The sequence below is a fragment of the Paraburkholderia sp. EG304 genome, from assembly GCF_046543485.1.
Lineage (GTDB): Bacteria > Pseudomonadota > Gammaproteobacteria > Burkholderiales > Burkholderiaceae > Paraburkholderia > Paraburkholderia youngii.
Window position 1 is genome coordinate 1 of record NZ_JBKGUA010000072.1, and the last position, 23,244, is coordinate 23,244.

Consider the following 23,244-nt stretch of genomic DNA (forward strand, 5'->3'; position numbering starts at 1 on the left):
ACGGTAACAATGGGCATGGATTTCCCCTCCTGTGGGTATTGATGAAGGCTCAGACCTCATCATGGCACTTTGATGCCGAACCGCGGCTTCCGCCGCAGCCTCGGGACGGGGAAGTCCCTTACATTCGGTTACCCGGACTACGACATGGACCAGATTCCCAACGGGGCCGCACGCGCGGGCTGCTCTGGAACGACGCAGACGGGCTCGCGTTCAAAGCATTTGCGTTGCGTGAGCGCGGGAAGCATGGGGCGCACCACAATACCTACACGTCGATCTATCTTTGGCTGCGAGAGGGCGCTGCCACGAAGTTCTTGACCGGGCCTCGTTTTGAGTCGGTGCTCCAGACGTTCGGGCGCCCGCCGATACAGACATGGCTGCCCGTCGACGTCCGTGCTGAACACTCGGTCGAGGCGCTATCGATATACCGCGAGGATGTGAATGTTCCCGATGGAGCCGATTTAGGCGAGTTGCGCGAAGCTAGAGACGAAGCTCAATGCACAGGTGGCCGACCGCGAGGATACCGTAGCAGCAGCGGTCGGCCTGGACGTGCTGAACTGGCGAGTCGCGCGCTTCACGCTTAGTTCCGCGTCGCTGCGAGCGGTGGAGTGTGGAGTCGGCTATGAGATCGCGTATCTCGCTTCGTCTGGGTTAGCGCAGTTGTCCACCTGATTTGTCGGCTATTGCACCATAGCCTGGTGAGGAACCTGTTCGAAGTGTTCCGATGTTGAATCAAGCTCGCCGTCAAATTTCTTCGCGAAATCAAGGTAATCTGCAGCGAAGCGGGCATTGAGGTACGGGCCGGCCACCATTGCGCGCAGCCTATCGTGCGGCGCTTTCGGGCTGGAGGCGACGGTGCGGCCATCGCTCGCGTTCTACAACACGCCGGACGAGGTCGACCGGATGGTCGCGGTGGTGAAGTTGCTGGCGAAGCATTGAGCGCTGACGTTGCGATGCCGGGCGTCCTCGGGCTCCGGCATTGCAAATGTTCATCGCAGTTCGAACCCCAAGGCATTCAACGCGTCACGCAAACGATCGCGGCCATGCAGTGATTCCCGCGTGCGCCAGCGTTCGATCGAACGGTCGGTCCAGCGCGCATCGGATTGACCCTGCCGAACCTGGAGGCCGGCGAGGATGTCGTTATAGAGCGCGATGCCCTGCGTCTGCGCGGGCGCATCGTATTGCTCGCGATGCAGCACCACCGATTGCGGCAGGCGCGGCTTGACCTCGGCAGGCCGCGCCGGGTCCGAGTAACCCACGCACAGGCCGAATACCGGCAGCACGTGCGGCGGCAGCGCCAACTCTTTGGCCACCTGTTCCGGTGCGTTGCGGATCGCGCCGATGTAGACGGAGCCGAGACCCAGCGACTCCAGCGCGACCAGCGCGTTCTGCGCGGCGAGTGCCGCATCGATCACGCCGACGAGCAGCGTCTCCAGATATTGCAGTCCCTCGGGCTTCACGCTGGCGCGCTCGGCCACGCTCTCGAGCCTCGCCAGATCGGCGAGCCAGACGAGAAAGAGCGGCGCGTGGCGAATGTGCTCCTGATTGGCCGCCAGCGCGGCAAGCCGCGCTTTGCGTTGCGGGTCTTCGACAGCAACGACGCTCCACGTCTGCAGGTTCGAGGAACTGGGCGCGGATTGCGCTGCGGCGATCAGCGTTTCGAGCGTACCGGCAGGCAGCGGACGACCATCGTAAGCACGCACCGAGCGATGCGAGAGCAGGGTCTGAAGCGTGTCGTTCCAGTCGGATAACGGCGTGTCGGTTTGCTCGGTGCCGTAGCGCGTTTGAAAGGCCGCTGTGGCTTTGTGCGCGGACTGGCTTTCGTGTTGGTTGCGCGTGAGCGCCTCATCAGTAGACATCTATCGGTGCCTCGTCATTCGGGATGTGAAGGTTTGCTGGGGTCCAGTGCTGCGCATACCTTACCTAAATTAGTCCAGAGCAGAAGCGCGGAGCTATATAAAAATCCCCGCTATTCATATGAATCCGCGAACGCCGTGAGCCGCGGGATTGCTCTGCGAAGATCGCGCGATATTCAAATCATAATTAATTGCTTCTGCGCGGGTTCGATCGTCACTAGCATGGTCGGACTTCATCTTTTCACGGCAATTCCATCATGTTGGCTTCCCCCGTCTATCGATTCAGGCAACCCGCTATTGAGCGCGTGCTTGCGGTCACGCGGCTCTTCTGGCTCGGCTCCCCGCAACCGGACAGTTCGCGTCTTCAGGACATTCGCCGATGACACAAACGCCCGACCACGACGCGCGCCGCACACTTGAACTGTTGGGGCCGGCGCCGGAAAACTGGGTGCCGGATCGCCCGGGTATCGACCATAACGTGTTGATCGTCGGCGGTGGGCAAAGCGGCAGCGCCTTTGCGTTTGCGCTGCGGCGTGCAGGCATTGGCCGCGTCAGCGTGATCGACGCGGCCGCCGATGCATCGGGCGCCGGCGTCTGGCGCACTCGCGCGCGGATGAACAAGCTGCGCACGCCGAAGGCGCTGGTGGGACCCGAGACGGGTCTGCCAGGGCTCGGCTTTCAGGCCTGGTATGAAGCCCGATTCGGTGCGCAGTCATATCGTGAGATCGACCGTATCCCGCGCGAACAGTGGGCAGATTATCTGGCGTGGTATCGCGAGTTTCTCGAGATTCCGATTCGCTACGCAACGCGCCTCGTCAGGATCGAACCGCTCGATTCGGCGCTCGATACCTCTTTCCGCCTGCATCTTGAAGTGAACGGCGAGGCGCGCGTCGAGACTGCGCGCAAGGTGGTGTTGTGCAATGGCGTCGCGGGCAACGGTGGTGCGTTCGTGCCGCAGGTGCTGGCGTCGCTGCCCGCGGCGCGGGTCGCGCACACCTCGCAGGCGATCGATTTCGCCGCGTTGCACGGCAAGTCGGTTGCGGTGCTCGGCGGCGCGGCATCCGCCTTCGATGCAGCCGCGACGGCGCTCGAAGCGGGCGCGGCCAACGTCCATCTGTTCGTGCGCCGCGCGACGCTGGCGGCCGTGCCGGTATCGCGCGCGCGTGCCTATCCCGGTGCCTACGACAACTACTTCGACCTGCCCGATGCGGTGCGCTGGTCGCAGGCATTGCGCTTCAAACGTTCCGGTTCGACGGCGCCGCTCGACTCCATCGAACGGGTCACGCGTTTCGCGAATTTTCATCTGCATCCCGCTACGCAGTGGGAGTCCGCGCGCGAAGAGGCGGGGCAGATCGCCGCGCGCACGACGGAAGGTGAGACGTTCCAGTTCGACTTCGCGATTGCGGGCACCGGCTACTTCATCGATCCGTCGGCACGGCCGGAACTGGCCGGATTCGCGTCGCACATCCGCCTGTGGCGCGATCAGTACACGCCGCCCGCGGACGATGCCGACGACGGGCTTGGCGCGCATCCGTATCTCGGCTCCGGGCTGGAGTATCTGGAGAAAACGCCGGGGCGGGCGCCGTATCTGCGCGATATCCACGTCTACAACCCGGCGGGTTTCGTGAGCGCGGGCGTGCCGGTGGGCGACGTGCCGAGCATGAAGCGCGATATTCCCAGCGTGGTCAGGCGCATCAGCCGCGACCTGTTTCTCGGCGATCTGGCTGCGCATGAGGCACGCCTTACCGCGCCTGTGCCCGCCGATTTCGACGAGTCCGCGTATGCATCGAGTGTGTGGCAGCGCGAGGCATCGAGCGCCTGAGCGCGCCTTAATGCCGGAGCGTGGGTTTCATATCGATATAAATTGGAAGGCCGTGCTCACGGGCACGGCTACCATGTCCGATTTCCTTCACCGCGTTTGCGCGGATCGAACCGATGTCAGTCAACCTTCCGCGCTTCGGTATCTGGGCGCTCGTGCACGGCAGCCGCGCCGCGTTGCAGGACCCCGCCGAACCCTATGATGCGTCGTGGGCCCGCAACAAGGCCCTCGTTCTCGAAGTCGAGCGCCTCGGCTACGACTCGGTGCTCGTCGCGCAGCACACGATCAATCCGCACGATCCTTCTCTCGATCAGCTCGAAGCCTGGACGTCGTCGGCGGCATTGGCGGCGTTGACCTCGCGCATCGAAATCATCGCGGCGATCAAGCCGTATCTCTATCACCCCGTCGTGCTCGCGAAAATGGCCCAGCAGATCGAGCACATCAGCGGCGGCCGCTTCGCGATCAACGTGGTCAACGCGTGGAATCGTCCTGAACTGGAACGGGCCGGCATCGGCTTTCCCGAGCACGACGAGCGCTATAAATACGGCCGCGAATGGCTTGAAGTCGTCTCCGCGCTGCTGCGGGGCGAAGCCGTGAATCATCGGGGCGAGAACTTCCGTCTCGAGAATTACCAGCTGCTTCCCTCCGATCCGTTTCGTGCGCGTCCGCGGATTTATGTCGGCGGCGAGTCCGAGCCCGCGCGCGACCTGGTGACGGCGCACGGCGACGTGTGGTTCATCAACGGTCAGCCGCCCGACGACGTTGCGCGCCTGATCGCGGACGTATCGGCTCGTACGCGTCCGGCGGGACAAGCCGCGTTGCGCTTCGGTCTGTCGGCGTTCGTGATCGCGCGGGAAACGGCGGCGCAGGCCGACGCGCACCTCGCGCATCTGTTCGCGCTGGCGGATCTGGACAAGCCTCTGCGCGAGCGGCAGAAGGCCAATACCGACGCGAAAGCGGTGATGCATCAAACCTTCGCGCAATCTCCGCGCGTCGGCTCGAATGGAGGCACGGCGGCCGGTCTGGTCGGCGATTACGACACGGTGGCGCAGCGCGTTGCCGCGTTTCATCGCGCGGGCATCGAACTTTTCATGCTTCAATTCCAGCCGTTCGAAGCCGATATGCGAGCCTTTGCCGAAGAGGTAATACCGCGCGTGCGGCGGCTGCTCTCCAACTGAGCTGAATGATGATGGCGCGAAAAGCGCACCATCTGTCATGCAATCAGAAGAACGCGCCGGTGGGCGGCAGTTTTCCCGTCAGCAGGTTTTCACCGAGCAGCCGTTCCTTGTACAGGCGCGGATTGTGCGAAGCAATCACCTTGATGTTGCGCCAGTGCCGGTCCAGCGCGCCCGTGCGTGACACGACGGAGCCCGAACCGAGATCGATCAACCAGCTAGCGATTTGCGGCGCGAGATCGTCGATCACCACTTTAGCTTCCGCGGCCGAGAACGTGGCAGCCAGCGTCAGCTCGTATTCGTCGGCTGTGCCGGAAGCATCCCAGGCACGCTGGAGCGCGGCTAAGGCACGATCGGCGGTCGCCTCGACACTCGCCGCATACGCGCGAATCCGGCCGAGCAGGGTTTGCAGCACGGGTTCGTCGGCGGGATGCGCGGCGTCGCCATGATAGAAGTTGCGCCCCCGTGCGCGCAGAACCTCGACGGCGTCCAGCGCGACCCGCCGCACGATACCGGCGATGCAGTTGGTCAGATACACCTGGTGGAAGGTGTATCCCCACGGCGCGGCATGGTCGTCGCGCGGCGGGTCGGTCGGATAGAGGTGATGCGCGGGCACGCTCACGGCATGAAACTTCGCCGTGCCCGAGCCGGTGAGGCGCTGGCCGAAGCCTTGCCAGTCGTCGTCGCTGCTGACGCCCGGTCCACGATCGAGCACGTACTGCACGGTCCTACCCGCGCGACTCTCGACGGCGACGCCGACAAACGCGTCGTTGTAGAGATTGCCGGTCGCGTAGACCTTCTCGCCTTCGCCCGTATAAGCTTGTCGCCGTTCGTCCCATTCGAGCCGGCTCAGCACCTTGCCGGGGCGCGCGCCGGCCGCCACCGCATCGGTCTTCGTGAAACTGAGGCCGACGGTTTTCTTCTGCCGCGTCAGATCGAGAACGTGGGCGTGCAACGGCTGATCCCGCCGCCGCAGCGCCGCCTCGACCAGCCACAGATGATTGCGAAACGCGTGCGCGATATTCGAGTCCGCCGCGGCAAGGTCGCGCGCGACGACGAAAAGGCCGCTCAGCGACGCGTCATGACCGCCGAGGTGGGCGGGCAGACGAAGCGCGCCGAAGCCCAGTTCCTTGAGCCTCGCGATCTCTTCATGCGGCAAACGATGATGGTGTTCGCGCTCCGCCGCACTTAGCGCAATGTCGTCGATGACCTCGCCGAAGCCAAGGCTCGCGGACAGCGGTGAAACTAGCGTGGTTGCCATCGCGTGTCTCTCACACCTTGACGCTGTAGTCCGCGACCTTGATTCGCGAATTGATGATCTTGCGTTCCGCGAGCCAGTCGGCCGCGCGCTGGAACTGCGCGATGAACGCGGCGTCGTCGGGTTCGTGGAATTGATTCACGCGTTTGAGGCTCGTCAGATAATCGCGCACCTGATCCGGATAACGGGCCTGCTTCTGCACGAGCTGTTCGGATTCGGCGGGATGCGCCGATTGCCATGCGCCTTCGACGTAGTACGCATCGATCACCGCGCGCACCAGCTCGGAGTTCTCTTCGGCGAATTTACGGCGCGTCACGAGCGAGCTGTAGTCGATCAGAAAATCGAGGTCGCGCCCTTCGTTGAAGATGTCCTTGGCGTCGTTGCTATAACGCGCGATGTCCACCGCCGGCGACCACATCGACCATGCATCGACCACACCTTGCGCGAACGCCGGTGCCGCGTCGGGCGGATTGAGGTAGACGAACTCGACCTTGCTGCGGTCGACGTGATGTTTCTCCAGCGCGGCGATCAGCAGAAACTCGCCCAAGCCCGAGCGGTTCACCGCGACCTTGCGTCCCGCCAGATCGGCCACCGAATTGATGCCGCTCGACTTCTTCACGATGATCGCCGTCGAGCGCGGCGAATAGATATCGAACGCGACGAAGACGAGCGGCGAGCCGGCCAGCATCGCGGCGAGCGCGGGGGTCGTCGAGCCCCAGAAGCCGAAGTCCGCACTCCCGCCGACGACCGCCTGAATCGACGGCGCGTGATTCGGGAACGGCCCGACCCATTCGACCTTGATGTTTTTTGCCGCGAGCGTCTTTTCGAACACACCGCGCTGCCTGGCGATATCCGGCAGGCTGCCGTAGCCCCAGCCGAGGCGCACCGTATCGGTGTTGCGGGTCAGCTTGCGCGGCTCGGCTGCGCGTGCCGGAAACAGATTGGCGGTTGCCGCGCCGGCCAGCAGGCCACCCGCCGCGCGCAATAGTTGGCGGCGGCTCAGCAAAGAATCGTTCATCGTTATTTACGTCCTTGAAGTGATGCGCAAATGCAGTGATGCTGTGATTTTGAAAAAGCGCTCAGTCGGGCTGAACGCCAAGCTCGTCGAGCAGGATCGGCCGCAATGTTTGCGGCGCGTAGTGGTTGGGGTGAAAAGATGCGGCGATCCGTCCCAAGCGCATCACGAGAATTCGGTCGGCGAGCGTGAGCGCCTCGTCGACGTCGTGCGTCACGAGCAGCACGCCGGGGTGATGGCGCGCGACAAGCTCCTTGACGAGCCCGTGCATCTTGATGCGCGTGAGTGCGTCGAGGGCCGCGAAGGGCTCATCGAGCAGAAGCAAGGCGGGATCGCGCACGAGGCTGCGCGCCAGCGCCACACGTTGCGCCTGACCGCCTGAGAGATTGCGCGGCCAGTCGTCTTCGCGGCCCGACAGACCGACTTCGGCCAGCGCATGCGAGGCGCCCGCGCGGCCGACCGTTGTTTCGTGACCGAGCGCGACGTTCTCCCACAACGTCGCCCACGGCAGCAGCCGATGCTCCTGAAACACTACCGAGGGACGTTCCGGCGCACGAATCTCGCCGGCGTCGGGCAGATCGAGACCGGCGAGCGCTCGCAACAGCGTGGTCTTGCCGCAGCCGCTCTCGCCGAGCAGCGCGACGAATTCGCCTTTGCGGATGTCGAGGTCCAGCGCATCGATGACGATGCGGGTGCCGTACTGGCGTTGCAATCCGCGTACCGATACGGCGAGCGGCGAAAGCTTGCCTTGTTCGCCGGCAACGGCGGAATCATGAGCATCGAGGGAAAGGGCGAGATCGACGCTCACTTGCGCGCTCCTTTGGCGTAATTCGGGTGCCACGATAGAAAGTGCGCTTCGAGCAGGCGCACGGAGGCATCGGCCACGACACCGATGATCGCGTAGATGATCATGGTCAATACAATCACGTTGGTCTGAAGAAATTCGCGCGCATCCATCGCGAGGAAGCCGATGCCTCTGGTCGTGGCGAGCGTTTCGGCAATGACGAGCGCGAGCCACGCATGAGCGAGCGCATAACGCACGCCGGTCAGGATTGATGGCATCGCGCCGGGCAGAATGATCCGTCGCACGATCGCGCGCCAGTTCAGCCCGACCACCTTCGCGAGTTCCATCAGCTTCGGGTCGATCTGCCGGATGCCCAGCATCGTGTTGATGTAAATCGGAAACAGCACCGCGAGTGCGACCAGAAAAATTTTCGCCACCTCGCCGACACCGAACCACACGATCACGAGCGGCAGCATCGCGAGAAAGGGAATCGCGCGAACCATCTGGATCGAACGATCGAGCAGGGCCTGCGCCAACGGCGAAAAGCCGACCAGGACGCCGAGCACCAGTCCAACTGTGCCGCCGATCGCGAATCCCGCCGCGGCGCGCAGCAGTGAAACGCCAAGGTGAACGAAGAGATCGCCGCTTTTCGCCAGATCCAGCGCGGTGGTGGCGACTTTGCTCGGGGCGGGAAGGACCTGGGGTGCAATCAGCCCGACGCTCGACGCGAGCTGCCATAGTGCGAGCACTAGGAGCGGCACGATCCACGAAAGCCACTTGTAGAGCGTGCCCTTAGAAATTCGCTGATGCAGCCGGTTCGAAGAGAGATGGCTGTTGCGAGAATACGTGACGTCAGCCATGCCGGTCCCGAATGAACAATGAAAAAAACTGCTTCGCAATCGAGCGAACAGATCAGCTTTCTATTAGAGGACGATTAGCATGGCCGCGACAAACAGTTTTTTATTCTTTGCTTTTTCGTTTTGACGCGTTCAAAGCAGGAATGCCGTTTGAGCGTCCGCCAATCGAATTGCACAGATAACCTAAGCTTGTTTTGTTCGTTTCCCGTTGACGCGGAAAAGTCGGTCCAATCCAGCCGGCGAGTCCCAGCAAGAACAATTCTGGCGTCTGTGCAAACAGGGCGACGAGCACGAGGGCTGCGAGCGCACCCAGCGCAGTTCCGAGGATCCGATACTGGCTCTTCGACACGCTCATGCCGCGACTATTCTGGGCGACGACCCACACGGTGATTGCAGCCCATTTCGGATCGTCCAGGTTCATGCAAAACGCGATGTACAGCGCGATCAGCGATGCGCTTGCAGTCCTGACGGCGTACGCTAGCCCCTCCCATGTAACGCCCGGGACGGGCAAGGGGGTAGTTTCTTGAAGTCCACTAGATACAGAATCCGAATTTATGAGCGGTCGGTGCTTTCGTCCACTGGCAGGGTCGCACGTTATCCGGTCGGATCGCGCCGTTCAGGCCAGTATTGTGCGATCGATCTCGCGAATCGCTACCGTGCCGAGCATCGCCATGTTTCGGTCGACTTCGCCCCTGAGAAGGCCGATCGCATGTCGAACACCCGACGCGCCGCCCACCGCGGCGGCGTACATGAACGGGCGCCCTGCGAATACGAACTGCGCACCGAGCGCGAGCGCCTTCAGAACATCTCCCCCTCGCCGGATCCCGCTGTCCAGCATGACGACGGTCTTGTCTGCAACGGCATCACAAATCTGCGGCAACACGGACAGCGGCTCGACCGCCCCGTCCAGTTGGCGCCCACCGTGGTTCGACACGATGATCCCGTCCGCGCCAATCGCGAGTGCGCGCCGCGCGTCGTCCGCCTGAAGGATGCCTTTGATGACCAGATTGCCGCTCCAACGTTGACGAATGCTTGCGATGTCCGACCATGACAGATGGTCGCGTCCGGTGGTGTCGCGTACCGCCGAAGCGGATAGCATCGGTGCCCCTCGTGTCGCGAACGAGTTCTCGAAGTGGGGCATGCCGTGATTGATCAACGTCCGGGCGAAAGTGCCAAGCAGCCAGCGTGGGTGGGAAATGCCGTCCATCGCGAGACGCAGCGATGGGCGCAACGGCAGCGAGAAACCCGTACGCACGTTGTTTTCGCGATTCGCCCAAACGGGAATGTCGACTGTGAGGACGAGCGTCGCGAAGCCAGCGGCCTTGACACGCTCGATCAAGGCGTCGCGGCGCGCAGCGTCGCCGGGGAGATAAGCCTGGAACCAGGTGCCAGGCGCTGCCGCCTGCACCACCTCCATGGGAATGAGCGAGGAGCCGCTCATGATCGCAGGGATATTTTCATCCATCGCGGCCGTGGCCAACGCAATGTCGCCTCGATATGCCGAGATGGCACTGATTCCGACCGGAGCGATTCCGAACGGAGACGAGTAGGTGTGGTTGAAGATCGTTGTCTGCTGCGATCGACGAGACACGTCGACAAGCACTCTTGTGCGGAACTCCAAGCGTTCGAACGCAGCCCGATTCGCCGCGATCGACATGCCGTCCTCCGCTGCGCCGGAGATATAGCCGTAGAGCGGACGCGGCAGAACGCGCCGTGCCGCCCGCTCGAAGTCCGCGAGCGAGAGGATCTGGCGCAGCCGCCGGGGGAGATGTTGCTTGACCCCGTAAGCCTCTTGTTCAACTCGCCCGACGGACGTCGTTTCGTGCACGCTCGCGTGCTCTGCGTAGTCGTTCATTTCACCGTCTCACTGTGTTACATCGAAATCGCTGCGTTCGCCCTCGGCGGTCGGTGTGCCCGATCATGCCAGAGAGCGGATGACTTCAATACGCAAACGAGCCGCGCTGGCGCATCAGCTCGCGGAACAGCGATTCGTTCGGCTGGAATGGCGCGCGGCCGTGGAGGTAGAAATAGTTGTTCAGCACCACCAGACCGCCGACCGGCAAAGACACTTCCTTCGTGCCGGCCGACGTTTCCATCGACTGGGACAGTGAGCGGAGAAATGCCGCTTCTTCACGGTTGGACGGCTGAACGAACTGGTCGATGAACGAGATCGACAGACCAAATTCGCTTTGAAAGAACAGCGGCCGCTCGATCTGCTCGCTGACGTTCTTGGAATCGGATCCCTTGTAGAAGAACGGCTTGGTTCCGAGCTTGTGATTGACGAAGCGATCGCGCTCTTCCCAGTCGTCGAGGTGCAGAAACCGCGATTCGCCGCCGACCGCGCTTCGCTCCGCGAATTTCATCATCAGCAGCCAGTCCGTTGCGTCGCTCACGTACGTGCCGTCGGTGTGCATCGTGAACAGCCGGTATGCCTGACGAAGATATGAGTCGCTGTTATCGGTGTGCTTCACCACGAAGCGGGCGTAGTACGTTCCCGACATCGCATCGTGATTGCTCGGGCCGAGGATATGACCGATGGCCGTACCGAACTTCACGAAGTCAGAGGGGTCTTGCGAAAGGTCCTGGAGGCCGATGGTGAAACCGCCGTGCCGACGGTCCTTGACCAGCTCGACGAGCATGTCGGCAAAGTCGTCACCGAGACGCTCGACCAGCAGATCGGCAAGGTGATGGCGCATGAACGGGACATACTCGAGATTCTGGACGTCGATATCGCGCACGTTCGCCAGGAATCCGGTCAGTGCGTTCGAGTCGACCGTCACGTTCATGATGCGGTGATGGGTGGGATGCGCCGACAAGCGGAAAAGCGGTTGCCGGTGCGTGATGGAACCAGGGTGGGTGATCAGTGCGTCCATGTTGTCCTCCAGTTGTTTCAGGGCTCTATTTGATGCCCTTTCTTTGATATCATCCAGAAGCAATACGCGAATGTTTATTCGCTTCCGGAGATTAAATGATCGACGCCCGTCAACTGCGATACTTCGTTGCGGTGGTGGAGGATCTGCACTTTGCCAAGGCAGCGGATCGACTGGATGTTGCGCAATCGGCGCTCAGCGCCCAGATTCAACGCCTCGAGCAGGAGATCGGCGTTCGTCTCCTGAACCGCAACAAGCGACAGCCCGTTACGCTGACCGATGCGGGGCGTTTGTTTCATGCCGAAGCGGTTGCAGCGCTACGCCATATCGAGCGTGCGGATCAGGTTGGCCGGCTGGCGGCCAGAGGCCTCGCCGGTGTGGTGCGGATCGGATCGGTGGCATCCGGCGTGAGCAGCGGCGTGCTCTCGAGGATGCTGCATCAGTTTCGGATCTCGCATGGCGACGTGCGAATCGAGGTCGTGGCCATGGAGACCCCGCGTCAGTTCGAGGCGCTCGTCAGCGGCGAGATCGACGTGGGTATCGTCAGACCGTGGCGCCAGCATCCGGCGGGTATCGTGGCCACGATCGTGCAGACCGAATGCCTGTTGGTCGCGATGGCCGAGGACCATGCATTGGCAGCAAGCGGGCACGTTTCGGTCAGAGACCTGAAAGATCAGCGTTTTATCGCCCCCCACTTCGACGACGACACGGGATTCAGCGAGGTGCTTACTGCGCTGGGCGTAGCGGGAGGCTTTGTTCCATTTCTCGAACATCGCGTGCATGACTTCATCGCCGCGATCAGTCTTGCATCGGCCGGTTATGGAGTGGTCGTCGTCCCGGAATCGATGCGCAACTTCACACAGCCAGGAATTTGCTATCGGCCGATCGCGGATTTCGAGTATCCGTGTCATCTCGCAATGGCCAGCAGGCGACGGGAGCTTTCTCCCGCCGTTCGCGCATTCGTGACGGAATCCCTCGCGCTGTTCACGCGGCGCGCGATGTCAGACCCAGCTTGAATTGAACTCGCAGGTCTGTCAGGGACGACCCGTGGATAGTCAATCAGGTTCCCCGGATGGTAATCATGCGTGAGTCCTTCAGGGGTTGTTGTTCAGTGGATTGATCGCTTGAGTCCGTCATCGTCGGCATAACGCCTATGCCGGCAGTGCTGTCAGCAATTCGGCCGTCGTGACGATCGAATGGGCAAACGTGGGTCCGTTCAGTTCGTGGGCGGCTCGCATCATTTCCGGCGAGAAGGCGGCGGTCGCGTCGCGCACGAGCGTCACGTGATAGCCGAGTTCCATTGCGAATCGCGCGGTGGATTCGATGCAGGTGTTCGCGAGCAGGCCGACGGCGATGACGTGCGAAATTTTGTGCTGCTTGAGCTGGAAATCGAGGTCCGTGTTGGCGAAGCCGCTTTGCGCCCAATGCTCGTGGATGATGATGTCGTTTTCCAGGGGAACAAAATCGGGGTGCCATTCGCCGCCCCACGTCCCTTTTGCGAAGGACTGGCGCTTCTGCACGATCAGTTGCGTCGGATTCGGATGGTCCCAGTCTTCGTAATCGCCAGGTTGCCAGCGGCGATGCGGGACGTAGAACACCTGGATGCCAGCTTTGCGTGCGGCGCTCACCGCTGCGCGCAAATTGTCGAGAAGCCGAACGTCGTTGGCGACTGCCTCGATCATCGGAAAGATCTTGCCGCCATGCGACAGGAAATCGTTGTAAGGGTCGACCAGCAAAAGACCAGTGTGTTCGGCGCGATAGACAGGGGCAGACATCGTGTTCTCCGGAAAGGGGGTTCGGCCGGGGCGTGTCGCAACCGGAGCCCGGCTGCGCAATTCGTCTGCGCGGACTTGCGCGCGCGGACGTCACACGAATCGATTATACATATGAAAATCATAGAAACAAGTCTAAGCGTCATATCCATAACCAGTGTCAGGTTTTGACGGATCAGGGGTGACTCGGTCAGCCGTGTATGCGAGGGATGCGAATTCGTGTTACTATGAAAAAAAGAGTTTATGCGGAGGCGAAATGAAGCGTAGAGAGAAGGTAGTGGCCACGGTATGCCCGGTTGCGCGATCGACGGAAGTTGTCGGTGACAAGTGGACAACGCTTGTCCTGCGCGAGATGTACATGGGGGCGACCCGGTTCGAGGAAATCCAGATTCAGACGGAGGCGACGCCACAGATGCTGGCCACGCGCCTGAAGTCGCTGGAAGCAGACGGAATGATCGAGCGCCAACCGTATCAGAAGAGGCCGGTACGGTACGAATACCATCTCACACAGAAAGGGCGGGCGTTCTATCCAGTGATCCAGGCGCTGCGTACATGGGGTGAAACCTGGTGCAAGAGCAAAGGCGAGGAAGTCGCCGTACGGTTTATGCATCGGCTGTGTGGGCACGAGGTCGGGCTTGACTATATCTGCCCGTCTTGCGGCGAATACGTAGAGCGGAGCGATCTCGACGCGGCCTTGAGCCCGACGTTTGCAAAGGAGCGCGAGAAAAGACGCGAGGCGTATCGGGCCGCGAAGGCCAGGTCTGAGTGATTCCTCCCGCGCTAGCGCTCATGCCGCTCTGTGCGCCGAGCCTGCATGATGACGTCGGCGAGGAAGGCTAGGGTGAGCGCGGCCGCACCGCACAGGAAGACGAGCGCGTAGTCATCGTGAAAGCGGGAAAACAGATGCGAGTAGCCATAGCCGCCAAGCGCCTGAAAGAGTGCGAACGCCGTAGTCGCTCGGCTCCAGGCTGCGCGCTCTTCGAGGTGATTGTCGCGCACCAGCTCATGAATGCGCCCGAGCACGAGTGGCACGATTCCGGGCGTGAATACGCCAATGACCACCGTGGCGACCCCGAACACGAAAGGATTGCCCGTCTTCGCGAGCACCACGACCGCGATGGCCTGCGATGCGAGGGCGGCGCGCCAGGCTGGACCGAAACCGATGCGATCGCCAAGGTTTCCGCAGATCATCGGGCCGGCGATGGCGGCGAGACCGTATAACACCCAGTAGCTCGCACCAACGGCGGCGCCCCGGCCGAGGCCCCGGGCCACGTAGTCGACGAGCAGCACGATCACGGGCACGAGACCGAGCGCGTTAGCAGCGTATTGTGCGTAGAGGACACGCAGCGCGAGCCTGCTGCGATCTGCTCCGTGCAACGGGGCGACCTGTGGCGCGGGAGGGTTCGTCGCCGGCCAGCCGAACCAGCTCAAGGCCGTGAGCGAGAATGAGAGCGCGCCGAGGCCAAGCCACGTGTCGCGCAACCCCATGTGCAGAAGTTGCGGAATCAGCGTGCCTGATGCCGCAACCCCGAGACCCATGCCAAGGAAGATCATTCCGCTCGCGAAGCCACGGCGCGGCGCAGGAATGTGCGGCAGGATCGACGTCGCGACGAGCACCATGATCGCGCCGCCCGAGATACCCGACAGCAGACGCCAGAAGAAGAACCACGACACCGACACCGGCCACGCGCACGTGAAGAATGCGATCGTGACGACCGCCATCAGAAGCCGCAATGCGGACCGGTTGGACAGCCACGCAGCGAACGGGCGTCCCACCATTGCGCCGATCAGGTAGCCGGCGAAGTTCGCCGCTCCGAGCGTGACGGTCTGTGGGGATGTGAACCAGTGCGCCTCGATCAGCGAGGGGATGAGCGGTGTGTAGGCGAAGCGCGCCAGACCAATGGCGACCAGACTTCCACAGAGCCCGGCAAACGTGGCGAACAGGGCATGGGCATCGAGCGGCGAAGCTTCGCACCGGTGGCATGAAGAAGGAACGGCGGACACGCTGAACTCCTGAATCAAGATTGCTGCTGTGCGCACAGTCTCTGGAGACGAATGACGACAGGGCATTTATGCATTGACGTCGACGATGGTACGTCCCCGAACCTTGCCTTCCAGGATCTGGTGCGCAATCGCAGGAACCTTGACGAGTCCCACTAACGTCGTCGCGCGGCCGAGCTTGTCCAGGTCGAGGTCATGCGCGAGCCGCGACCAGGCCTCGACGCGCACTGCCTGCGGGGCGTTGACGGAATCGATGCCCGCGAGGGTCACGTTACGTCGGATGAAGGGCAGGACCGAACCGGGGAGGCCCGCGCCTTGCGCGAGGCCGCAGGCGGCAACCACGCCGCGGTACTGCGTCTGGGCCAGCACGTTGGCGAGCGTGTGATGGCCGACGGAGTCCACGGCACCGGCCCAACGTTGCTGGGCGATCGGTGCACCCGGTTCAGAGAGCGTGCGCCGGTCGATGATCTCCGCCGCGCCAAGGTTGCGCAGATATTCGGCCTCTTCGAGGCGTCCGGTTGATGCGACGACCCGATAGCCGAGGCCAGACAGGAGCGCAATCGCGATCGATCCGACGCCGCCGTTCGCGCCAGCACCGTTGAATACTCCACGGCGATCGTGACGTCACCGGGCATGAGATCCCGGTCGTGGAAATTGACGATGCGCGTCGAAACCGCGTCGCGCGGCTTTGTCGCGAGCAGTGCCTTGAATGACATCAGACTCTCCTGAGTAAATTGTCTTTCGGCGGCTTGTGCTACGTCGAAGCGACCAAACCTGCGTGCGAATCGTCCGGTTGTTCGGGTCAAACCTGCCCGTCGACAATGGCCGAACTGGGCCGCCCGAACGCGAGCGAATTGACGGCAACGGCCGCGAGCGAGAGCAACACGCCGACCGCGGCGAGGCCAACCCAGGCGGCGCGCAACGCGCCGGCCCCGCCAAGCGCCGCACCGACCGCGCCACCCAGAAAGTACGAAACCATGAAAACCGTATTAAGGCGGCTGCGGGCCTCGGGACGCAGCGCATAGATGCGGGCCTGGTTGGCGATAAAGCTCGTGCGGTTGCCCAGATCCAGCAACACCATGCCGACGATCAGCCATACGAGGCTGCGGCCGCCCGCTGCGACAAACGCGAATGCAATCAGAACCGTTAGTGCGCCGGCGGTCGCGATGTGGCGGGAGCCCATCCGGTCGACGACGGCACCGAGTTGTGGTGATACCGAAAGGCCGACCAGCCCGATCAGTCCGAATGCGCCGATGGTGGCAGGACCGTAGTGATAGGGCGGTCGGGCGAGCAGCACCGCGAGTGTTGCCCACAGCGCGCTGAAGGCGGCGAACACGAGAAAGCCCATCGCCGCCGAGACGCGTAGCAGCCGCTCCTCTCGCACGAGACCAGCGAGCGACTGCATCAACTCGCGGTAGCGGATAGCCACGAGTGTGTTCGACATGGGCACCTTCCTGATGACGAACAGGAGTGCTATATCGATGACAGAGGCGATCACGAATATCGAGCGCCAGCCCCACAGTGCGCCAACGATGCCGCTTAGCGTGCGTGCCAGCAGGACGCCCGAAGATAGCCCGCCCAGCAGCGAACCGACCACTCGCCCGCGTGCGGCAAGCGTGGCCTTACCGGAGACCGCCGGAATGATGATTTGCGCCGAGATTGAAGTCGTTCCGACGAGGAAGCTGCAAACGCTCAAGGTGGCGAAGGACGGTGCGGCTGCACAGGCGATCAGCGCCATCGCATTCGCCACGATGGCCCGCGACGCCAGCGTGCGCGGCTGGACGCCGTCTGCGAGCGGCACGAAGAGCAGCAGTCCCATTGCGTAGCCAAGCTGGGTCAGCGTGGCGATCAGGCCTCCGCGAGCGGACGGCACGCCGAACGTCGACGCGATCTGTGGCAGGAGTGGCTGGTGGTAGTAGATGGGTGAGACGGCGAGCGCGCAGCACAAAGCCATCAGAAAGACCTGGCGCGGGGAGATCATCGGTGTCGTCCAGAGGGTAAGGGGGATCCGGCACCGCGCGGCGGTGACCAAATCGTCGCAAGCCTGATGGCCTCGTCCAGCAAGTCAGGCGGCAACATGCCATGCGGACGAATGCGTCACGGAGTCAGCTCAGGCCGTTGGCAACGCATCGATGAGCTCGCGCGTGTTGACGATACTGTGCGCAAAGGTCGGCCCGTTCAGATCGTGCGCCGCGTGCATCATTTCCTGATGGAACGCGGCCGTTGCATCCTTCACGAGGGTCACGTGGTAACCGAGTTCCGTTGCGCAACGGCCAGTCGCCTCGATGCAGGTGTTGGCCAGCAGGCCGACGAGAACCACGTGCGTAATGCGATGCTGCTTGAGCTGGAAATCCAGGTCCGTATTGGCGAAGCCACTCGCGCCCCAGTGTTCGAGCGCCACGACGTCGCCCGGTTGCGGCGCGAAGTCGGGATGCCATTCGCCGCCCCAGTCGCCCCTGGCGAAATGATGACCGTCCATGATCTTGCGCTGGCTGGGGCTCGGGTGACACCAGCACTGGTAATCCCCCGGCTGCCACCGGCGGTGCGGGACATACACGACCTGTATCCCGGCACGGCGGACGGCGCTGTTGATGGCCCGAAGATTGTCGAGCAGTCGGACTTGTGCCGCGACGTCCTTGACGAAGGGCCAGACTTTGCCGCCCTCCGAGAGGAAGTCGTTATAGGGATCGACGAACAGCAGTGCAGTCGAATTGGTGTCGTAGGCGACGGGCGTCATTTGCGTTCCTTTGGAAGGGGGGCATCGAACCTGCGTCCCGACACGGCCTGCGTTTTATACGGATACCTGTGCCGCTCGCGAACCCGGTTCAGCTGGCGATGAAGTTTGTCTGTGACTGCATTGTATATATGAAAATCATAGTGTCAAGCTAAAGCTTGAATTCCTGAATGCTACGTGCGCAGTCTCCAGAAATTAGCCGCTTCAGGTGAGGTTTGCACGATAGAAGAAATCTGTTGCTATGAAAAACATAGGTGATGTATGGTTCGGTCAGACGCCGGATTAGCTGCCCAGTGACCACATCCACCGATGCCTCGGAGGATGCAAGAGGAGCGGGTGTGCCGTTCTTCAGGCTGAGATGACCCATTCCTCCCAGCACTGAGTTCCGGATTTGTTCACGCGGAATTCATAGCCGGAGCGCAACGCCTTCCCAGGAGAGCAAAATGCAATACCTCGTGATCATTTCCCGTTCGGAAAACGCGTCCTCGATGTCCCCTGCCAAGGAGGACGTCGAGGCGGAAGCCGAGTATGTTCGCCGGCTCTACGCCTCGGGAGTCGTGCGCCAGATATGGCTGAGAGCAGAAGGTGGCGCCTGCATGATTTCGGAGGCCGATGACGAAATCCGCCTCGCGGAACTCCTGTCAGAGCTTCCATTGGTCAAATCCGGTTTTCTCGCACGGCCTCAGATCAGCCAGTTGCGCTCCTACTCAGGATTTGGGCCGCGTAGTCACTGAACCAGACGCTGCGCGCGCGTCTGGCCGGCCGCGCCACCGTACCGATACAGGCCCGAAAGCCGGCGTCTCTCGCAATCGCCGGCTCGTTGCCCAGCAATCGACAAATATCGATCGGATTATCCATATGACCCGCTGGAAGCTTTTTTGTGTACTTACCATATGTCTTTCTTGCTTGGCAGTGGCGGCCTTCGCACTGGCGCCGGACTGGGTGAGATCGTTGCAGTATGTTGTGCGTGCGACGGCTCGCACGTCCTTTGTTCTGTTTCTCGCCGTTTTCATGGCCGCGCCGCTTGTAAAACTGGCGCCGTCGGTGCCAACCAGAGCGCTGGCAAGAGAGCGTCGCTACATCGGGTTGTCGTTTGCTGTGTCGCAGTTTCTGCATGCGTTAGCACTCGTCGCCTACGTCGGTACGGCACCCGAAGCATTCTGGGCAGGCCGTACGACAGTGACCAAAATACCGGGCTTCATCGGCTATCTGATGATTCTGCTGCTCACGGCTACGTCGTTCGCGACGCCGGCGCGCCTTATCGGCCCGGAAAACTGGAAAAAGCTGCATCTGCTGGGCGTGTGGATACTCGCCATCATTTTTGCGGGCTCTTTCTTTACCCGTGTCCATCTCCATGCCAGCTATCTCGCCCCGGGCATGGCCATGGTTGCGGCCATGCTGTTACGTGTGGCTGCGCGGTTCGGCACGTGAGGCTGGCTGTTCGTCGCGCCTTGGAGATGCGCCGGATGGACCAGGCGTGTCGAAACTCCCACAGGGGTCAACGCCGGTTCTCCCTTTTGTGCCTTTCGCGCCAGCCGCCAGGCTCATCGTCAACTGGAGTTCGCATGACAGACAAGCTTATCCCTCAATCGACATCCCGCCGGCACTTCGTGAGCCTCGCCGCGGCAGCCGTAGCCGCGCAATCTCTGAGCCCACTTGTATCTGCGCACACGGACCGCGGTATTACCGATGTCCAACCGCAGACGGGCAGCGGCACGGACGCAATTCGCCGCCTTCGCGTGCAGGTTCCCGTGTCGCTGCTCGTAGATCTGAGAAGACGCATCAGGGCCACCCGATGGCCGGAGCGCGAAACCGTCGATGACGACTCGCAAGGCGTGCAACTCGCGACGCTTCAGGGCCTCGCGCACCATTGGGCGACCGACTACGACTGGCGCAAGTGCGAAGCGACCCTGAACGCTCTGCCGCAGTTCGTCACTGAGATCGACGGGCTCGACATTCATTTCATGCACGTGCGCTCGAAGCATGAGAATGCATTGCCGCTGATCGTATCGCACGGGTGGCCCGGTTCGATCATCGAGCAGATCAAGATCATCGATCCGCTCGTCAATCCCACCGCCTATGGCGCGAGCGCATCCGACGCCTTCCATCTGGTCGTTCCGTCGTTGCCGGGCTATGGCTTCTCAGGCAAGCCTACGACGACCGGCCGGGGTCCGGAGCGTGTCGAATGTGATGGCCAAACAGGCGCCGCCTGGATTGCTGGGCATCCATGTCAATTTCCCGGCGGCAGTTCCGCCGGATATCCTCACGGCGATCCAGGGCGGGAACCCGTCACCGGCAGGGCGATCGTCCGACGAAAGGCTCGCGTATGAGCAATTGAGCGTCAATTTCAAGAAGCGCCGCGCCTACGCGTTCGAGATGGCGACTCGTCCGCAAAGCCTCTATGGACTGGCCGATTCTCCGATTGCGCTGGCAGGCTGGCTGCTCGATCACGGCGATGCTTATGGCCAGCCGGCGGCACCGATCACCTCGGCCGTGCTAGGGCGCACGGTCAACGGGCATTCAGCCGGTGCCATCACACGCGACGACGTCCTCGACAACATCACGCTTTACTGGCTGACCAACACGGGCGTGTCGGCGGCCCGATTCTATTGGGAAACGGCCCACTTCAACTACCTCGTTGCAGCGAATGTTTCCGTGCCGGCTGCCGTCAGCGCGTTTCCCGGGGAGAACTATCAGGCGCCGCTCAGTTGGACAGAACAGGCTTACCACGACCTCATCTATTACAACCGGCCTGAACGGGGCGGCCATTTCGCCGCCTGGGAGGAGCCCCTGCTACTCGCGCAGGAAGTTCGGGCGGGTCTGCGGCCGCTGCGCAGCTAATGGGCAGGCAGTGCGACCGGCTTCGAAGTCGCTAGCGGCGAGGCCCCCGGGCCACTCTCGGATTCTCCGCGCAAGACTATCCTTCGGATAGGGACAACACCATCAAGGTCGAACGTCACCACAGAAGGGGCGTTCGAAGAGCCAATATCAGCGAATAAAACGTTTCAGGAGTAAGGCATGAAATCAGAGACTCTGTATCTGGAAGATCTCGCCGTGGGTGCGGTGTACGAAAGCGCGGAGCATAAACTCGATGTCGACCAGATACACGCCTTCGCGCGACAGTTCGATCCTCAACCTTTCCATCTGGACGAGGAAGCGGCTCAACGCTCCTTCTTTGCGGGGCTTGCAGCGAGCGGCTGGCACACGGCAGCGATCACCATGAAACTTCTCGTTCAGAGCCTGCCGATTGCGGGTGGCATTATTGGTGCGAGCGGCGAAATCGCGTGGCCAAGACCCACTCGCCCGAACGATGTCCTGCACGTCGTCAGCACCGTCCTGGAGATCGCGCCGTCGCGTTCCAAACCCGACCGCGGCATCGCGACAGTCCGCAGCGACACGATGAACCAGCAAGGTGAGCTTTGTCAGCGAGTGGAAATGCGCCTTCTGGTTTTTAAACGGCCCTGAAGCTTAATCTCGGATGGCCACTTGTTTCGCCGCGCAACCCTGCAGTTTGGGTTCAATCAGGGCTGGCCCATTCAAGACAATCCAGACAGACGCCGGCGTGGGCACACCCCTGACGGCGCCGAGTTTATCGAGCAGCCGGTAATACGCGTTCGACAGACCAAGCGTATAAGTCCGGCGGAATGTCTGTGCGAGGGTAGTGTGCGTTGTCGAACGATGACAGGGTTTCGCCGACTCGTTGCCGCCTGACGGATGCGATACCTGAAGGTCAGGTATGGTCGAGCACTTGCCGGTCAGCTTGCTCGGCATATGGCTGCTGTACTCAGAGACCTGACGGAGGAGCCACGCACAGAATTCGGCCATTGCAGACGCTCAGATACCGACACTCATCGGACGGCTACACGGTGCTAACCGCCCGTTCGCCCCAGCCGGAGCCGGAGCGTCGACTCTCACATCCGCGAACGCGTACTTACGCGTCGTTCTGAGTCGATCGCATCGCGAAGAGGTCGGCCGCTGTCGGCGCTCATCGCATTCATTCAGATTGGCTGCGTTCGCTGGGTCACAGTCGAATCGGCCAACCATGTGTCACCATCACGCATTGCGCCCGGCCCCGGACACCCTCGACGCCGGCCGCATCATGCCTCCAACACGCGAGGGCCCATGCTGACGCTCTATTCCTACCCGGACCTGTTCGGCGTCGCCGACAACAATCCGTTTGGCCTGAAGGTCTATGCATTCATGCGCTTGTGCGGTCTCGACTTCGAGCACAAGCACATTCTCGATACGAAAGAGGCGCCGCGAGGACAGTTGCCCTATCTGGTCGACGGCGAGGAATCAATCGGTGATAGCGATGCGATCATCAGCTACCTGAAGCGCAAGTACGACCTACGCATCGACAGCGCGCTTTCCACGGGGCAAGCGAATCTCGACTTCCTGGTCCGGCGCACGCTCGACGACCTGTACTGGCCGATGAGCTTTTCGCGCTGGCGCGACGAGCGCTTTCGCCCGGCGTTTTGCAACGCCTTCATGGCGGCGCACCCCGAAGTCACCGCTAGTGCGCTCGAAGCCGCGAGCGAGTACAACTGGCTTCGGTATCACTATCAGGGCATCGGCCGCTACGAGCCGGATCAGGTGTATGAGCGCGGCATCGGCGATTTGCGCGTCGTGGCCGATCTGCTCGGCGACAGCGGCTTTATCTTCGGGCCCGAGCCGGCCACGGTCGATGCCGCGATCTACGGCTGCGTCGCGAACATCTACAACTACGACATCGATACGCCGTTGAAGCGCTACGTGCTGTCGCGGCCGACCCTCGTGCGGCATTGCAAGGCGATGCACGGGCGGGTCGTTACCTAAATTGAACAACATGGTAGCGACACTTAGGGATCCGGATGTGTATGGAGTTGTACCGCTGGCCAGCGGGGAGACCGCGCGAATGGCCATGTCGGACCGAGCTCGGCCGAGGCCGTGTAAAAACGTGCTTGATAGCCTAGACTAAATCAACCTGTTGGCGCGAGAGAGGAAGATGGGGCGATTTGTCGAAGGTGCAGACCGCAATCAGGCAACGCTGCTGCCGGAATGTCTCGATGACTTTATTGCAGAAGACAATCCCGTCCGGATCATCGACGCATTCGTTGAAGAACTCGA

Annotated in this window: 21 protein-coding genes and 3 pseudogenes; 11 read left to right on the forward strand and 13 right to left on the reverse strand. The window is 62.0% G+C overall.

The window, feature by feature from the left end:
* The first annotated feature begins 41 nt into the window (after window positions 1-41).
* Together ACLFKU_RS38590 and ACLFKU_RS38595 are read left to right on the forward strand one after the other, a co-directional pair.
* Window positions 42-581 carry a DUF4865 family protein gene (locus tag ACLFKU_RS38590; RefSeq protein WP_410852714.1) on the forward strand — a complete coding sequence of 180 codons (540 nt, stop codon included), beginning with the start codon at window positions 42-44 and terminating at the stop codon, window positions 579-581.
* Window positions 582-776: 195 nt separating this feature from the next.
* Window positions 777-936: pseudogene (locus ACLFKU_RS38595) on the forward strand (aminotransferase class V-fold PLP-dependent enzyme); the annotation flags it as partial.
* A gap of 50 nt (window positions 937-986) precedes the next feature.
* Here the strand turns inward: ACLFKU_RS38595 and ACLFKU_RS38600 are convergent.
* Complete coding sequence (locus ACLFKU_RS38600) at window positions 987-1,856, reverse strand: NADPH-dependent oxidoreductase (protein ID WP_410852695.1); 870 nt, start codon at window positions 1,854-1,856, stop codon at window positions 987-989.
* 376 nt (window positions 1,857-2,232) lie between these two features.
* Here ACLFKU_RS38600 and ACLFKU_RS38605 point away from each other — a divergent pair, with 376 nt between their 5' ends.
* A complete protein-coding gene (locus ACLFKU_RS38605) occupies window positions 2,233-3,675 on the forward strand; it encodes a SidA/IucD/PvdA family monooxygenase (RefSeq protein WP_410852696.1) in 1,443 nt (480 codons plus the stop codon).
* A gap of 113 nt (window positions 3,676-3,788) precedes the next feature.
* Entirely contained in the window at window positions 3,789-4,850 is a 1,062-nt protein-coding gene (locus ACLFKU_RS38610; RefSeq protein WP_410852697.1) for an LLM class flavin-dependent oxidoreductase, read from the forward strand.
* 43 nt (window positions 4,851-4,893) lie between these two features.
* Here the strand turns inward: ACLFKU_RS38610 and ACLFKU_RS38615 are convergent, their stop codons facing one another.
* The 7 genes from ACLFKU_RS38615 to glaH all read right to left on the reverse strand — a co-directional run bounded on the left by ACLFKU_RS38615 (window position 4,894) and on the right by glaH (window position 11,634).
* Window positions 4,894-6,108, reverse strand: a complete 1,215-nt coding sequence (locus tag ACLFKU_RS38615) for an acyl-CoA dehydrogenase family protein (RefSeq protein ID WP_410852698.1) — start codon at window positions 6,106-6,108, stop codon at window positions 4,894-4,896.
* A 10-nt stretch (window positions 6,109-6,118) separates the two neighbouring features.
* Complete coding sequence (locus tag ACLFKU_RS38620) at window positions 6,119-7,123, reverse strand: NrtA/SsuA/CpmA family ABC transporter substrate-binding protein (protein WP_410852699.1); 1,005 nt, start codon at window positions 7,121-7,123, stop codon at window positions 6,119-6,121.
* A gap of 61 nt (window positions 7,124-7,184) precedes the next feature.
* Window positions 7,185-7,928 (reverse strand): ABC transporter ATP-binding protein, encoded by a 744-nt coding sequence (locus ACLFKU_RS38625; protein ID WP_410852700.1) that lies wholly within the window; start codon window positions 7,926-7,928, stop codon window positions 7,185-7,187.
* A complete protein-coding gene (locus ACLFKU_RS38630; RefSeq protein ID WP_410852701.1) occupies window positions 7,925-8,764 on the reverse strand; it encodes an ABC transporter permease subunit in 840 nt (279 codons plus the stop codon). Before ACLFKU_RS38630 ends, ACLFKU_RS38625 begins: the two co-directional genes overlap by 4 nt.
* A gap of 100 nt (window positions 8,765-8,864) precedes the next feature.
* On the reverse strand, window positions 8,865-9,272 hold the full coding sequence (locus ACLFKU_RS38635; RefSeq protein WP_410852702.1) for an FUSC family protein: 408 nt from the start codon (window positions 9,270-9,272) through the stop codon (window positions 8,865-8,867).
* A gap of 105 nt (window positions 9,273-9,377) precedes the next feature.
* On the reverse strand, window positions 9,378-10,616 hold the full coding sequence (locus tag ACLFKU_RS38640) for an alpha-hydroxy acid oxidase (RefSeq protein WP_410852703.1): 1,239 nt from the start codon (window positions 10,614-10,616) through the stop codon (window positions 9,378-9,380).
* Between the two features lie 85 nt (window positions 10,617-10,701).
* On the reverse strand, window positions 10,702-11,634 hold the full coding sequence (gene glaH / locus ACLFKU_RS38645) for a glutarate dioxygenase GlaH (protein WP_410852704.1): 933 nt from the start codon (window positions 11,632-11,634) through the stop codon (window positions 10,702-10,704).
* A 95-nt stretch (window positions 11,635-11,729) separates the two neighbouring features.
* Between glaH and ACLFKU_RS38650 the strand changes: the two genes are divergently transcribed.
* A complete protein-coding gene (locus tag ACLFKU_RS38650; RefSeq protein ID WP_410852705.1) occupies window positions 11,730-12,647 on the forward strand; it encodes a LysR family transcriptional regulator in 918 nt (305 codons plus the stop codon).
* Window positions 12,648-12,782: 135 nt separating this feature from the next.
* On the opposite strand, the gene ACLFKU_RS38655 is transcribed toward ACLFKU_RS38650, so the two are convergent.
* Entirely contained in the window at window positions 12,783-13,406 is a 624-nt protein-coding gene (locus tag ACLFKU_RS38655; protein WP_368583717.1) for an isochorismatase family cysteine hydrolase, read from the reverse strand.
* Between the two features lie 253 nt (window positions 13,407-13,659).
* On the opposite strand from ACLFKU_RS38655, the gene ACLFKU_RS38660 reads away from it, so the two are divergent.
* Window positions 13,660-14,172 carry a winged helix-turn-helix transcriptional regulator gene (locus ACLFKU_RS38660; protein WP_410852706.1) on the forward strand — a complete coding sequence of 171 codons (513 nt, stop codon included), beginning with the start codon at window positions 13,660-13,662 and terminating at the stop codon, window positions 14,170-14,172.
* 11 nt (window positions 14,173-14,183) lie between these two features.
* Here the strand turns inward: ACLFKU_RS38660 and ACLFKU_RS38665 are convergent, their stop codons facing one another.
* The 4 genes and pseudogenes from ACLFKU_RS38665 to ACLFKU_RS38680 form a co-directional block, all read right to left on the reverse strand.
* A complete protein-coding gene (locus ACLFKU_RS38665) occupies window positions 14,184-15,407 on the reverse strand; it encodes a YbfB/YjiJ family MFS transporter (RefSeq protein WP_410852707.1) in 1,224 nt (407 codons plus the stop codon).
* Window positions 15,408-15,473: 66 nt separating this feature from the next.
* Window positions 15,474-15,995 (reverse strand): annotated as a pseudogene (locus ACLFKU_RS38670) (zinc-binding dehydrogenase); the annotation flags it as partial.
* A 211-nt stretch (window positions 15,996-16,206) separates the two neighbouring features.
* Window positions 16,207-17,436, reverse strand: a complete 1,230-nt coding sequence (locus ACLFKU_RS38675; protein ID WP_410852708.1) for an MFS transporter — start codon at window positions 17,434-17,436, stop codon at window positions 16,207-16,209.
* Window positions 17,437-17,514: 78 nt separating this feature from the next.
* A complete protein-coding gene (locus ACLFKU_RS38680; protein ID WP_410852709.1) occupies window positions 17,515-18,141 on the reverse strand; it encodes an isochorismatase family cysteine hydrolase in 627 nt (208 codons plus the stop codon).
* A 440-nt stretch (window positions 18,142-18,581) separates the two neighbouring features.
* Here ACLFKU_RS38680 and ACLFKU_RS38685 point away from each other — a divergent pair, with 440 nt between their 5' ends.
* The 5 genes and pseudogenes from ACLFKU_RS38685 (at window position 18,582) to ACLFKU_RS38705 (ending at window position 22,953) form a co-directional block, all read left to right on the forward strand.
* Complete coding sequence (locus ACLFKU_RS38685; RefSeq protein ID WP_410852710.1) at window positions 18,582-18,872, forward strand: muconolactone Delta-isomerase family protein; 291 nt, start codon at window positions 18,582-18,584, stop codon at window positions 18,870-18,872.
* A gap of 124 nt (window positions 18,873-18,996) precedes the next feature.
* Window positions 18,997-19,569 (forward strand): ferric reductase-like transmembrane domain-containing protein, encoded by a 573-nt coding sequence (locus ACLFKU_RS38690; RefSeq protein WP_410852711.1) that lies wholly within the window; start codon window positions 18,997-18,999, stop codon window positions 19,567-19,569.
* 134 nt (window positions 19,570-19,703) lie between these two features.
* A pseudogene (locus tag ACLFKU_RS38695) lies at window positions 19,704-20,979 on the forward strand (epoxide hydrolase family protein).
* Window positions 20,980-21,156: 177 nt separating this feature from the next.
* A complete protein-coding gene (locus ACLFKU_RS38700; protein WP_410852712.1) occupies window positions 21,157-21,603 on the forward strand; it encodes a MaoC family dehydratase in 447 nt (148 codons plus the stop codon).
* A 657-nt stretch (window positions 21,604-22,260) separates the two neighbouring features.
* Window positions 22,261-22,953, forward strand: a complete 693-nt coding sequence (locus tag ACLFKU_RS38705; RefSeq protein ID WP_410852713.1) for a glutathione S-transferase C-terminal domain-containing protein — start codon at window positions 22,261-22,263, stop codon at window positions 22,951-22,953.
* The last annotated feature ends 291 nt before the right edge of the window (window positions 22,954-23,244 follow it).

What these genes read in the sequence shown, in the direction of transcription:
- ACLFKU_RS38590 (WP_410852714.1), top strand. Translation starts at nt 42, where the DNA reads ATGAAGGCTCAGACCTCATCATGGCACTTTGATGCCGAACCGCGGCTT.
- ACLFKU_RS38600 (WP_410852695.1), bottom strand. Translation starts at nt 1,856, where the DNA reads ATGTCTACTGATGAGGCGCTCACGCGCAACCAACACGAAAGCCAGTCC.
- ACLFKU_RS38605 (WP_410852696.1), top strand. Translation starts at nt 2,233, where the DNA reads ATGACACAAACGCCCGACCACGACGCGCGCCGCACACTTGAACTGTTG.
- ACLFKU_RS38610 (WP_410852697.1), top strand. Translation starts at nt 3,789, where the DNA reads ATGTCAGTCAACCTTCCGCGCTTCGGTATCTGGGCGCTCGTGCACGGC.
- ACLFKU_RS38615 (WP_410852698.1), bottom strand. Translation starts at nt 6,108, where the DNA reads ATGGCAACCACGCTAGTTTCACCGCTGTCCGCGAGCCTTGGCTTCGGC.
- ACLFKU_RS38620 (WP_410852699.1), bottom strand. Translation starts at nt 7,123, where the DNA reads ATGAACGATTCTTTGCTGAGCCGCCGCCAACTATTGCGCGCGGCGGGT.
- ACLFKU_RS38630 (WP_410852701.1), bottom strand. Translation starts at nt 8,764, where the DNA reads ATGGCTGACGTCACGTATTCTCGCAACAGCCATCTCTCTTCGAACCGG.
- ACLFKU_RS38640 (WP_410852703.1), bottom strand. Translation starts at nt 10,616, where the DNA reads ATGAACGACTACGCAGAGCACGCGAGCGTGCACGAAACGACGTCCGTC.
- glaH (WP_410852704.1), bottom strand. Translation starts at nt 11,634, where the DNA reads ATGGACGCACTGATCACCCACCCTGGTTCCATCACGCACCGGCAACCG.
- ACLFKU_RS38650 (WP_410852705.1), top strand. Translation starts at nt 11,730, where the DNA reads ATGATCGACGCCCGTCAACTGCGATACTTCGTTGCGGTGGTGGAGGAT.
- ACLFKU_RS38655 (WP_368583717.1), bottom strand. Translation starts at nt 13,406, where the DNA reads ATGTCTGCCCCTGTCTATCGCGCCGAACACACTGGTCTTTTGCTGGTC.
- ACLFKU_RS38660 (WP_410852706.1), top strand. Translation starts at nt 13,660, where the DNA reads ATGAAGCGTAGAGAGAAGGTAGTGGCCACGGTATGCCCGGTTGCGCGA.
- ACLFKU_RS38680 (WP_410852709.1), bottom strand. Translation starts at nt 18,141, where the DNA reads ATGACGCCCGTCGCCTACGACACCAATTCGACTGCACTGCTGTTCGTC.
- ACLFKU_RS38685 (WP_410852710.1), top strand. Translation starts at nt 18,582, where the DNA reads ATGCAATACCTCGTGATCATTTCCCGTTCGGAAAACGCGTCCTCGATG.
- ACLFKU_RS38690 (WP_410852711.1), top strand. Translation starts at nt 18,997, where the DNA reads ATGACCCGCTGGAAGCTTTTTTGTGTACTTACCATATGTCTTTCTTGC.
- ACLFKU_RS38700 (WP_410852712.1), top strand. Translation starts at nt 21,157, where the DNA reads ATGAAATCAGAGACTCTGTATCTGGAAGATCTCGCCGTGGGTGCGGTG.
- ACLFKU_RS38705 (WP_410852713.1), top strand. Translation starts at nt 22,261, where the DNA reads ATGCTGACGCTCTATTCCTACCCGGACCTGTTCGGCGTCGCCGACAAC.